This window comes from Poseidonibacter parvus (assembly GCF_001956695.1).
GTDB classification, from domain to species: Bacteria; Campylobacterota; Campylobacteria; order Campylobacterales; family Arcobacteraceae; genus Poseidonibacter; species Poseidonibacter parvus.
This window is the reverse complement of sequence record NZ_CP019070.1, coordinates 1,704,569-1,716,572: the sequence shown is the minus strand read 5'-3', so window position 1 is coordinate 1,716,572 and position 12,004 is coordinate 1,704,569. Positions and strand designations below refer to the sequence as shown.

The window sequence follows — 12,004 nt, the reverse complement described above, 5'->3', positions numbered from 1 at the left end:
CCTTTACATATTGTATAACTAGTAATATTAAAATATTATTAAATAAAGTAACTACTTGTTTTTAGATAAAAGATAAATTATTTATAAAATTTAAATTTACTTTGATATAATTACACAACTACAATATATAGGTTGTTTATGAATATTAAAATGGAACTAAAAGAACTTATCGTTTTATTAGAAAAAAATTATTTTATAAATGTTCATGATAAAACAGAAGAGTTATGGAGAAAGTATAAAAATGATAAAAAAACAAGAAATGAATCTTTTATACTAAAAGCTTTTGTAAATGCTTTTGCATATTTTGAACTAATAAAAATGCAAAGGTATGAACATGCACAAAATATATGGCTACTTTATAAAAAATATGAGAACCTAATAGATGAAATAGATTCTATTAATAAAATTGAATATAAGAAAATACAAAAAATGATATATGAAAAAAGAGAAGAAATAAAAAAATGATAATTTTAGATTTTGAAACAAATTCACAAAATATTGGGGATGTAATAGAAGTAGCAGCTGTTAAATTAAAAAAAGTAAATGATAAATATGAGTTAGTTGATAAGTTTCATAGATATTATCTTTCAAGATATAGTGTTAATCCATACTCATATGAAGTACATAAGTTAACACCAGAGCTTATATTAGAGCATAGAAAAGATATGACTTATTCTTCTTATTTTACTGAAGATTTAGATTTTATAGAGTTTTGTGAAGATGCAAATACTTTAGTTGCACATAATATTTCTTTTGAATTAAGACATCTTGATAGAATGGTAAAGTTTGAAAATCATTTTTGTACAATGAAAGAGAATAAAAAAATAGTAAAAGCTTTAAATAAAAATGGAAATATCAAAAATCCGAAACTTGATGAAACTTGTAATTTTTATAAAATAGATTTTGATGATGTTAAATATCATAGTGCTACTTATGATGTTTCGAAAACTTATGAGATATTAAAAAGAATGAATATTATATAAAGAAAACTAAATAAGATATCTTATGATATCTTATTTTCTAAAGTTTCTATTAGCATCTCTTTTTGTTGTTTTTTTAGATGTTTTTTGATTAGGTTTTTTATTTGTTTTACTTGTTTGCTTTGGTTTTCCATATTTATCTTTTAAACCTTTTTTCTGAGAAAGAGGTCTTCTTTTATGAACAAATATTCTTGGTTTTTTTTCTGTTGGTTCAAAACCTTCTACTTCTTCTCTTCCTAAATCAAGAATTAACTCTTTTTCAATCTCTTTCATCATTTTATAATCTTTTACACTTAAAAGTGTAATAGCAAAACCAGATTGACCAGCACGGCCTGTTCTTCCAATTCTGTGTGTATAATCACTAACACCTTCTGGAAGTTCAAAGTTAACTACAAGTGGAAGCATTTGAATATCAATACCACGTGCTGCAATATCAGTTGCAACTAAAACTCTATTATCTCCTGATCTAAATTTTCTTAAAGCTTTTGCACGTGCAGTTTGTCTTATATCTCCATGAATACAAGAAGCTGGTAAACCATCAAGATTTAAGTGTTCAACTAAGCCATCTGCTTCTTTTTTCGTATTTACAAAAACTAAAACTTGTGAATAGTTCTCTGAACCAATAATATAAGAAAGTAGTGCAGCTTTTTGGTCTGGGTCTACTTCTATAACTCTTTGAACAATTTTTTTAACACTTGATCTTTGTGAAGAAATTTCTACAACAACTGGGTCTTTTAAAAACTCTTTCGCAAGTTTTTTAACATTTTGAGTCATTGTTGCAGAGTACATTAAAATCTGTCTGCTTTGATTTGCTTCTTGAAAAATTACTTCAATATCATTTAAAAATCCCATATCAAGCATAGTATCAACTTCGTCTACAACTAAAGTTGTAACTGAAGATAAATCAACTGTTTTATTTCTGATATGTTCTTGTAATCTTCCAGGAGTTGCAACTAAAATATCTAACCCACGTGCTATTTTTTTAGCTTGGTCTGTAGATGAAACTCCACCATAAACAACAGCTTTTTCTATTCTTATGTATTTTGAAAACTCTTCAATAACTTTTGATATTTGATTAGCAAGTTCTCTTGTTGGTACAATTATTAAAGCTCTTAATGTTTTATCTTTAAGACCTTCTTGATTTTCATGAATTTCATTTAAAATTGGTAATAAAAATGCAGCAGTTTTTCCTGTACCACTTTGTGCGGCTGCTAATATGTCTTTCTTTTTAAGCGCTATTGGTATAGACTTTTCTTGTATTTCCGTAGCTTTTTCAAACTCTAAATCTTTTAATGCGTCAATTAATAGAGAATTTATGCCCATTGAAGTAAATGTTTCGATAACAATTCCTTTTGTTTTATATATTTTGCGATTATATCTAAATATTTGGTATTATTTCATAAAAGGAATTTTTATCTTGAGAAAAATCATCTATCCATTAATTTTAATTGCATTAGCTTATTTACTTTTAGTTGATGATGATGCAAAAGTTATAATCACTGGAATCGCAATTTTTTTAATTGGTATGACTTTTATGGAAGATGGTTTCAAACTTTTTAGTGGTGGTATTTTAGAAAAAGTTTTATCTAAAACTACTAATAATATTCCAAAAGCTATATTTACAGGCTTTTTATCTACTTCAATTGTTCAAAGTTCTTCATTGATCTCAGTTGTAATAATATCTTTTTTAAGTGCAGGGTTAATATCTTTAAGTGGTGCTATTGGAGTTATCTTTGGCTCAAATATAGGTTCAACTACAACTGCTTGGATAGTTTCAAGTTTTGGAATGGAAATTAAAATAGCTGCCTTTGCTTTTCCTATGATTATTTTTGGAGTAATTTTTAGATTCTCTGACAATAAAAGTTATAAAGGTTTAGGTAATGTTCTTTTAGGTTTAGGATTTGTCTTTTTAGGTATTTCTTATATGAAAGAAGGTTTTGATACTTTAAAAAATGGTATTGACTTATCTCAATTTGCAATAGAAGGCAATTTAGGAATATTAATTTATATTCTAATTGGATTACTTGCAACTGTAGTTATTCAATCAAGTGCTGCAACAATGGCATTAATTATCACTGCTTTAATGACTAATCAAATTTTATATATAAATGCTTTAGAATTAGCAATTGGAGCTAATATAGGTACAACAGTTACTGCTGTTGTAGCTGCAATTTCATCAAATGCTAATGGTAAAAGATTAGCAGTTGCACATTTTATTTTTAATATCACAACTGCAATAATAGCAATTGCTTTTTTATATCAACTAGCAGATTTAGTGTCTGTACTTGCTTCTAAAATAGGAATTTTAGAAGATAACTATGCAATGAAATTAGCATTATTTCATACTATTTTTAATATTATTGGAGTTTTACTTGTATCTCCTTTTACCTATAAATTAGAAAGTTTTTTAGCAACACTATTTAAAGATGAAAAAACATCAAAATTAAAAGCAAAATTTCTTGATGATATTGTAATTTCAGTTCCTGATGCTGCAATAGAAGCTATAAAAAATGAAACTATACATTTATACGAAAACTCAGTTGAAGTGATTTCTCATGCTTTATATTTACACAGACACAACTATTTAGGAAGCCATGATATTTCTTTAGTTGTTAAAAATTCAAATGCACAAATAAATATTGATATTAATGAGTTTTATTCAAGCAAGATAAAATCTTTATATGGAGAAATAATACATTTTTCTGTTCTTGCTCAAGAAAATATGGATAATGATTATAAAAATAAAATATACTCTTACAAATTAGCTTCAAAAGACATAGTTGAAGCAATCAAGAATATTAGAGATCTTCATAAAAATATAATCTTTTATTTAAAATCAGATAATAGCTTTATAAAAGAAGAATACAATTATTTAAGAACTAATATAGCTAAGACTATAAATACAATAAATGATTTAAAAAATGATAAAGATGATGTAAAAGCTTTTAAAAATTTAGAGATTTTAGAGTATGAAATAATGCAGTTAGGTGATTTACACAATGAAAAAATTGATACATTAATTAGAAAAAATCAAATAACAAGTACAATGGCAACATCTTTGATTAATGATTCCACTTATACTCACAGTATTTCAAAAAATTTAATTGATGTAGCTAGAATATTATGGATTGATGACAAAAAATAATATGAAACAACTCCCTATACATGAAATAATTCCAACACTAAAAAAAAGTTTAGAAAACAAAAAAAGAGTAGTCCTTCAAGCAAGTGCAGGTGCAGGTAAAAGTACAATAGTACCAATATCATTTTTAGAAGCAAACTGGTTAAAGCATCGAACGATTATTATGCTTGAACCTCGAAGAATGGCTGCAAAAAATGTTGCTTTGCAAATGGCAAGATTACTTGGTGAAGAAATAGGGCAAAGAGTAGGGTACCAAGTTAAAATGGATTCTTGCTTTTCAAAAGATACAAAAATATTAGTAGTAACTGAAGGAATATTAACAAGAAAGTTACAAAATGACCAAGCTTTAGAAGATATTGCATTGATTATATTTGATGAGTTTCATGAAAGAAGTATTCATAGTGATTTATCCTTAGCTTTATCTTTACAATCTCAAGAATTATTAAGAGATGATTTAAAGATTCTTTTAATGTCAGCAACTCTAAATACTAAAGAAATATCAAGTTTATTAGAAAATGCAGAAGTAATAAAAAGTGAAGGAAGAATGTATGATATTGAAGATGTTTATTTAAATCAAGATATTAAACATCCAACACTTGAAACTTTAAATGACATTTTATTAAAAACTATTTTATCTTCTATAAACAAAGATGAAGGTGATATTTTAGTTTTTCTTCCTGGTTTAAAAGAGATTAAATATTTAGAAGAAAAATTAAAGTTAAAAGTATCAAATAAGGAAATTAATATACTTCCTTTACATTCAAGTTTAACTCAAAAAGATCAAGAAAAGGCTATTGGGAAAAATGAAAATAGAAAAGTAATTCTTTCAACAAATATAGCACAAACCTCACTTACAATTGAAGGAATTAAAGTAGTAATTGATTCAGGTTTACAAAAACAAACAAGATTTAATTCTTCTAATGATATGAATCATTTAGAATATTGTTTTATTTCAAAAGAAGCTTCAATACAAAGAGCAGGACGAGCTGGAAGATTAAGTAGTGGAAAATGTTATAAGCTTTGGCATAAAAACAGGATTTTAGAGCAAACATCAAAACCTGAAATTTTAAGAGCTGATTTATCATCTTTTTTACTTGAAGTTGCTTTATGGGGAGTTGAAGATTTAAGTGAATTAAAACTTTTAGATTACCCAAGTTTAGAAATTATTGATTCCTCAAAAAACTTACTACTAAATTTAAATATGTTAGATAATAAAGGTAATATTACAAAAGAGGGTAAGCAGTGTTTATCTTTAGGAATTCATCCTAGATTTGCAAATATGATACTAAAAGCAAATGAATTAGGCTATGCAAAGCAAGCTTGTTTAATTACATCAATGCTTTTAGAAAATGATATTTTTAAAGATACTTTTAGCTCTTGCAATTTATATGAAAGATATATAGCTTTAAAGCAAAAAAGATTTAATTCTTTTAATATTAATGAATTTAGAGCAAAACAGGTATTAAAACAAGCAGAGTTTATTTATAAAAAACTTATAAAAATTATAACGATTTTAGAAAATAAGAATGAATACCTTGAAGAAAATATTTTAGGTGTATTACTTTTATTTGCATATCCTAATAGACTTGCAAAACTAAGAGCTAAAAATGATAATAAATATAAATTAAGTAATGAAAAGGGTGCAATATTAAACAGTAAAGATACTCTTTTTAATAGTGAATATTTAGTTTTACCAAACATAAATGCAAAAGAAAAAAACTCACATATACTTCATGCCTGTCCTATTAACTTAGATGATATTAAAAAATATTTTTCTTCTTTTTTAAAACAAAAAGATGAAGTGATATATAAGAAAGAAAAAAATAGTTTAGATATTAAAACATCTACATACTTTTTAAAGCTTGAACTCTTTTCAAATGCTAATATTGAGTTTAAAAAAGAAAAATATCCAAGATTGTTAATACAGTTAATTAAGAAAGAAGGCTTAGCTTTGTTATCTTGGAATAAAAAAGCCCAAGATTTAATATCAAAAGTTTGTTTTTTAAATCATCATATTAAAAGTGAAGATGTTAATACTATAAATTTAAACTTACCTGATTTTACAAAAGAAGGTTTACTAAAAAATATTAATAGCTTAGAACCTTTTTTACAAAATATGAATTCATTAAAAGATTTAAAAAGTATTGATACTTATTCTTATTTACAATCAATGCTTTTATGGGATGATTTACAAACTTTAGAAAAATTACTTCCAAATACATTAAAAGTTCCAAGTGGCTCTAATATCAAAATAGATTATAGTGATATTAAAACGCCTATTTTAAAAGTAAAAATACAAGAAGTTTTTGGATTAAAGAAAACACCAATGATATTAAATAATTCTGTATTTCTCCAAATACATTTATTATCACCAGCACAAAGACCTATTCAAATAACATATGATTTAGAAAGTTTTTGGAAAAACTCTTATTCAGAAGTTCGAAAAGAGTTAAGAGGAAAGTATAAAAAACACTACTGGCCCGAAAATCCTTATGAAGCAGTAGCAACAAATAGAGTTAAAAAAAAAGGATCTACATAAAGTAGATCCTTTTTTAAGTTGGTTAATTTAAGTTAATAAATTATTTTTTAGCAATTGCTTCTTTTAAAGCTTTTCCAACTTTGAATTTTCCAACAGTAGTAGCTGGTACGTCAACTGTTTTATCAGTTCCTGGAACTTTAGCAGTTCTTGCAGCTCTATCAGCAGTAGTAAATGTACCAAAACCAATGAAACTTACAGATTCTCTTTTTACTAATGTTTCAGTAATTGTTTCTAATACAGAATCAACTGCACCTTTTGCGTCTTTTTTAGATAAACCAGCTTTTGCAGCTATTGCGTCAATAAATTCAGCTTTGTTCATGGATGAACTCCTTAATTAAAATAAATTTGATAAACTTTATACTATCTAAGCTTTAAAATAGCTAAAATTGGGGGTTTATATTGAAAAATAATGTAAAAAATAATGATTTAATAAATTTTATTAGCAAAATGATGTTTTTATACTAAGTAATCTGCAAGAGTTTTCTAAAATTGCTATTTTTTTTACAAGTTCATTTATGTCTCTATCATAAACATAAGCACCAACACCTTTGATTACCATTACATTGTTTTTTGATTCTTTTAAGTATCTAGTGATTTCTAAAGCGTTTCTGCTATACCAATTCTCACATTCCCCTGGGTCATAAATTGGAATTTCTCCAAAAGTTGTTTTTCCAAAATAATCTTCGAAAACTATAGAATCATGTTCAAAGGTATATGCTGTAGTATAAATAGGCATTCCAAAGGCTATATATTTTGCTTCATGAATATTTGTATATATTGTTGCATGAATATGTGATTCTATACTTGCAATTTTCCATCTATAATCTTGTTTATTGATATTTAGTGTACAAAATGAACTTGATGTCATTTCATCAAAAATTGCATCATTTGTATTAATTACAAAGTTCTCTTGATCTAGTTTTGCAGAGATTGCTCCATGATAAATTCCAAAGAAGTTTTTTCTAAACATTGTAAGAGATAAATCACTTAATTGTTTTACTGTAGCCTTATCTACCATTTTAAAAAGCCTTAAATATATTTTTGGGTATTATATACTAATTTTAATAAGGACTATTTGAATGCAAATACCACATGTTCCCGTACTATATAATGAAACACTTGAAGCTTTTTCTAGTATTAATGAAGGATATATCATTGATTGTACCACTGGTTTTGGTGGTCACACTAATGGATTATTAGAACAAAATGAAAATGTTAAGTTAATATGTAATGATCAAGATGATGAAGCTTTAGCTTTTTGTGCAAAAAGATTAGAGGCTTTTTCGTCAAGAGTTACTTTTAATAAAGGGAATTTTGAACATGTTCTTGATAACTTTAAAGATTTTGATATTAGAGGTGTTTTAGCTGATATTGGAGTTTCTTCTTTACAACTTGATAAACTAGAGCGTGGTTTTGGTTTTGAAAGTGAAACTTTAGATATGAGAATGAATCAAAATCAAAGTTTAGATGCTTCTGTAGTTGTAAATACATATTCTCAAAGTGAACTTGAAAGAGTGTTTAAAGAGTATGGAGAAGTGCGAGAATATAAAAAAGTTGCATCTCTAATAGTTAATAATAGACCTTTTACTTCTGCAAAACAAATAGCACAATTACTATCACAAAAAATGTCAAAAGGTAAAATACATCCAGCAACTCTTCCTTTTCAAGGTATTAGAATTGAAGTAAATGATGAGCTTGGAGTTTTAAAAAGATTATTTGATTCTTTGGCAGATGCAAAATTAGAAAATTGTATTGTTGCAATTATTTCATTTCATTCATTAGAAGATAGAATTGTAAAGCAATACTTTAAAAAATGGACAAAGTCTTGTATTTGTCCTCCTGAAGCTTTCAGATGTGAATGTGGTAATAATCATGCTTTAGGAAAAATACTTACAAAAAAACCAATTATTCCTACAAAAGAAGAGATAAAAAAGAACCCTAGAAGTAGAAGTTCTAAATTAAGGATTTTTAAATTTGATTAAATTAAATGCTGTTAATTCTTTAGTAATTGTATTTTCAATACTTTTTATTGCTGTTATTTTGTATTTTCCGAAAATATATTTTAGAAACAATATTTATTATATTAGTAAAGATATCAATAAATTATATGCTCACTATATTTCACTACAAGAAGAAAATAAATTCTTAGCACAACAATTAGAAGATATGAAATTTAAAAATCAAATTATTGATTCACTATTATTTAATCCTTTAAAAGATGAGAAATGATAAAAAGCATTATAGAGTTTGCATTAAAGAAACCTATTTTAAATCATATGTTTCTTCTTTTTATTTTATTGCTTGCTTTTTTTTCTTATTTTAAAATACCAAAAGAAATTTTTCCACCATCTGCTTTAGATGCTGTTTCTATTAGTGGCTATTACACGGGTGCAAGTTCAGAATTACTTGATAAAATTGCAGTTTCAGATATTGAAGATGAACTTTTAGGTTTAAGTTCTGCTGATACTATTTCTTCTACTATTAAAAATGGAAGTTTTAATATCAAAGTTGATTTAAAAGACGGGTATAAAGCAAATGAAATTGTTGATGATGTAAAAGATATTGTTACAAAAATTAAAACAAACTTACCTTCTGATATGGATGAACCAACTGTTAAAACACTTGAACACGCTTTTCCTTTGATAAATATTTCAGTTTCATCAAAACAAGATGTTTCAAAAGAGTACTTGATTGAAGTTGCTACAGATGTAAAATCAAAAGTTATGCAATTAAAAGATTTATCACAAGTTTCAGTTTTTGGAAAAAGTGATAAAGAGCTTCTAATAACTTTTAATGATGAAAAAATTGATGCATATGGCTTAAATAAATTAAGTGTTATAAACGCAGTTCAATCTTTAAGCTCTATTTTTCCAATTGGTTCTATTAAAGACTCTTCAACGCACTATTATTTATCTACATATAATGGTGAAAAAGATATTGAAAAAATAAAAAATACTTTAATACGAATAAACGGAACTTCTCTTTATTTAAAAGATATAGCAAATGTTAAATATACACTAGGTGATGTAGCAGATATCTCTCATTTTAATGCAAAAACAAATATTGCAGTAGGAATAAATAAAGGTGTAGAAGGTGATGCAATTGAACTTGTAAAACAAATCAAAGAAATTGCAAAAGATTTTGATAAAAAGTATGAGAATTTAGAGTTTGATACTTATATTGATACTTCTATTTGGATTAAAAATAGACTTAATACTGTTGTTTCAAATATTTTATTTGGTTTAATTTTACTATTTATTGCACTATTTATATTTATAAATGTAAGAATTGCTATTGTAATAGCAATTGGAATTCCAACTTCCTTTATGATTGGTTTAATTGGTGCTGATTATATGGGATATAGTTTAAATATGCTTTCTTTGCTTGGAGCTTTAATTGCTTTAGGAATGCTTGTTGATGAAGCAATTGTTGTAGGTGAAAATATCTATAGACATCTTGAAATGGGCAAAGATAAGTTTACAGCAGCACGTGATGGAGCATTAGAAATGTTCCCTGCTGTTTTAACAGCAACAGCAACAACAATATTTGCTTTTTTACCAATATTACTAATGACAGGAGAAGTAGGGAAGTTTATGCAAATACTTCCTGTAATGATTACAATACTTCTTATAAGTTCACTTGTAGAAGCATTTTTCTTTTTACCTCTACATGCACAAGAAATACTAAAAGTAAGTAAAGATGAAAGAAAATCTCACAAAGTTTGGGATTTTAACTATAAGCTATATGGAAATATTTTAGAGTTTTTATTAAAATGGAAATATATTGCAATAATCATTATGATAGCTACAATTATCGGTTCATCTGTAATTATATTCAAAACTCAAAAGTTTGAGTTTATGCCTTCTTTTGATTCAACTCAAATATATATAACAGGTTCTGTTGGAGTTGGTAAAAAAATTGAACAAACAGAACAACTTGTATTTGATATTGAAAAGAAGATATTAAACTCAGTTGATTTTAAAAATGTAGTAAGTTCAGTATCTTCAGTTACGGGAATGAAACTTGATGGTAAAAATCAACCTCATTATGAAGAGTTTTATTTTCATATATTTGTAAACTTACATGAAAGAGCACCTACAAATATTTTTGAAGAGTTTGTAAACCCTTATCTTTCGCCAAAATATGACAATACTAATATGATTAGAAATATTGCAGCTCAAGATATGGAAGAGCAGTTAAAAGAGATTTTAAGTGCTGATATTAGTTCTGGAACGTATGATGAATTAAAAGTATTTGTTCCACAAGCTGGAATTGTTAAAAATGATATTGAAATAGCAGTTTCAGGAGAAAAAGAAAAAGTAGCACTTGCTGTTAAAAAATTAAAAGATTCTTTTTCTAAAACAAATGGAGTTTCAAATATAGCTGATGATGCACTAACAGGAAATTATGAATTAAAGTTTAAAGTAAACTCTTATGGAAATAATATTGGAATTAGTGAAGAGACTATATTAAATGAATTAAGACCTTTTTATTTTAAAGGAACTTACTCAAAAATGTTTGATAATCAAGGTATTGTTGATATTATTTTTGAGAGTAAATCAAAAGATATTTTAAATAGTTTAGATACTTTTGAAATCACTACTTCAAGTGGTCAAAAAGTTCTTTTAAGTGAAGTTGTTGATTTTATAAAAGTACCTGCATATTCACAAATATTTAAAGAGAATAATGAGCAAATTATAAGTGTAACAGCTTCTTTAAACAAAGTTACATCAGCTGAAGTTTTTCAAACAATACAAAGTGATATCGATGAGCTTAGAAAAACTGTTACTTTAGAAATAAAAGGTGAACAACAAGAAAATGAGAAAGTGCAAAGAGAAATGGGGCAGGCTGCTTTAATAGCTGTTATTCTTATCTTTATGGCACTTGTTTGGATGTTTGACTCAATTGTAAAACCTCTAATCATTTTAAGTACAATTCCCTTATCTGTTTTAGGTGTCTTAATAGGTCACGTTGTAATGGGAATAAATGTTTCAATGCCAAGTTTAATTGGAATAGTAGGACTTGCGGGTGTTATTGTAAATGATGGAATTATTATGATGGACTTTATTAAAAAAGCAAAAACTTTAGCTGAAATGGTAGAGTTAGCAAAAATGAGATTAAGACCAATATTATTAACATCAGTTACAACAATACTAGGACTTTCTACTCTTATTTTCTTCTCTTCAGGTCAAGCCTTGATTTTACAGCCAATGGCTGTATCTTTAGGTTTTGGAATATTATGGGCTACGATTTTAAATCTTTATTTTGTACCTATGATTTATAGAATTATTTATTTAAGAAAATCTGAATAAAGTATATATATTATACTTACTTATTAATATA

General features: G+C 26.2%; 10 protein-coding genes. 7 read left to right on the top strand and 3 right to left on the bottom strand.

Annotated elements, in window-relative coordinates:
* Positions 1–138: 138 nt before the first annotated feature.
* Positions 139–465, top strand: a complete 327-nt coding sequence (locus tag LPB137_RS08550; RefSeq protein ID WP_076087052.1) for a DUF309 domain-containing protein — start codon at positions 139–141, stop codon at positions 463–465.
* Positions 462–983, top strand: coding sequence for a 3'-5' exonuclease (locus LPB137_RS08545; RefSeq protein WP_076087050.1), 522 nt, complete (start codon positions 462–464; stop codon positions 981–983). The genes LPB137_RS08550 and LPB137_RS08545 overlap by 4 nt, the downstream gene beginning before the upstream one ends.
* 30 nt (positions 984–1,013) lie before the next feature.
* Here LPB137_RS08545 and LPB137_RS08540 read toward each other — a convergent pair whose 3' ends face one another.
* Positions 1,014–2,303: a DEAD/DEAH box helicase gene (locus LPB137_RS08540; RefSeq protein WP_076087048.1), complete on the bottom strand. Its 1,290-nt coding sequence runs from the start codon at positions 2,301–2,303 to the stop codon at positions 1,014–1,016.
* A 94-nt stretch (positions 2,304–2,397) separates the two neighbouring features.
* On the opposite strand from LPB137_RS08540, the gene LPB137_RS08535 reads away from it, so the two are divergent.
* Both LPB137_RS08535 and hrpB read left to right on the top strand, forming a co-directional pair.
* A complete protein-coding gene (locus LPB137_RS08535; RefSeq protein WP_337251430.1) occupies positions 2,398–4,125 on the top strand; it encodes a Na/Pi cotransporter family protein in 1,728 nt (575 codons plus the stop codon).
* A complete protein-coding gene (hrpB, locus tag LPB137_RS08530) occupies positions 4,112–6,661 on the top strand; it encodes an ATP-dependent helicase HrpB (protein WP_083657202.1) in 2,550 nt (849 codons plus the stop codon). The genes LPB137_RS08535 and hrpB overlap by 14 nt, the downstream gene beginning before the upstream one ends.
* 40 nt (positions 6,662–6,701) lie before the next feature.
* Here the strand turns inward: hrpB and LPB137_RS08525 are convergent, their stop codons facing one another.
* On the bottom strand, positions 6,702–6,980 hold the full coding sequence (locus LPB137_RS08525) for an HU family DNA-binding protein (protein WP_076087046.1): 279 nt from the start codon (positions 6,978–6,980) through the stop codon (positions 6,702–6,704).
* Positions 6,981–7,100: 120 nt separating this feature from the next.
* Positions 7,101–7,679, bottom strand: coding sequence for a class II aldolase and adducin N-terminal domain-containing protein (locus LPB137_RS08520; protein ID WP_076087044.1), 579 nt, complete (start codon positions 7,677–7,679; stop codon positions 7,101–7,103).
* A 61-nt stretch (positions 7,680–7,740) separates the two neighbouring features.
* On the opposite strand from LPB137_RS08520, the gene rsmH reads away from it, so the two are divergent.
* The 3 genes from rsmH to LPB137_RS08505 are packed head-to-tail and all read left to right on the top strand — an operon-like array spanning position 7,741 to position 11,973.
* Positions 7,741–8,643 carry a 16S rRNA (cytosine(1402)-N(4))-methyltransferase RsmH gene (gene rsmH / locus LPB137_RS08515; RefSeq protein ID WP_076087042.1) on the top strand — a complete coding sequence of 301 codons (903 nt, stop codon included), beginning with the start codon at positions 7,741–7,743 and terminating at the stop codon, positions 8,641–8,643.
* A complete protein-coding gene (locus LPB137_RS08510) occupies positions 8,636–8,890 on the top strand; it encodes a hypothetical protein (protein ID WP_076087040.1) in 255 nt (84 codons plus the stop codon). Before rsmH ends, LPB137_RS08510 begins: the two co-directional genes overlap by 8 nt.
* On the top strand, positions 8,887–11,973 hold the full coding sequence (locus LPB137_RS08505; RefSeq protein WP_076087038.1) for an efflux RND transporter permease subunit: 3,087 nt from the start codon (positions 8,887–8,889) through the stop codon (positions 11,971–11,973). The genes LPB137_RS08510 and LPB137_RS08505 overlap by 4 nt, the downstream gene beginning before the upstream one ends.
* Positions 11,974–12,004 lie beyond the last annotated feature (31 nt).

Excerpts from the sequence above, each read along its gene's own strand:
- LPB137_RS08525 (WP_076087046.1), bottom strand. The coding sequence starts at position 6,980 with ATGAACAAAGCTGAATTTATTGACGCAATAGCTGCAAAAGCTGGTTTA.
- LPB137_RS08545 (WP_076087050.1), top strand. The coding sequence starts at position 462 with ATGATAATTTTAGATTTTGAAACAAATTCACAAAATATTGGGGATGTA.
- LPB137_RS08550 (WP_076087052.1), top strand. The coding sequence starts at position 139 with ATGAATATTAAAATGGAACTAAAAGAACTTATCGTTTTATTAGAAAAA.
- LPB137_RS08520 (WP_076087044.1), bottom strand. The coding sequence starts at position 7,679 with ATGGTAGATAAGGCTACAGTAAAACAATTAAGTGATTTATCTCTTACA.
- hrpB (WP_083657202.1), top strand. The coding sequence starts at position 4,112 with ATGACAAAAAATAATATGAAACAACTCCCTATACATGAAATAATTCCA.
- LPB137_RS08505 (WP_076087038.1), top strand. The coding sequence starts at position 8,887 with ATGATAAAAAGCATTATAGAGTTTGCATTAAAGAAACCTATTTTAAAT.
- rsmH (WP_076087042.1), top strand. The coding sequence starts at position 7,741 with ATGCAAATACCACATGTTCCCGTACTATATAATGAAACACTTGAAGCT.
- LPB137_RS08540 (WP_076087048.1), bottom strand. The coding sequence starts at position 2,303 with ATGGGCATAAATTCTCTATTAATTGACGCATTAAAAGATTTAGAGTTT.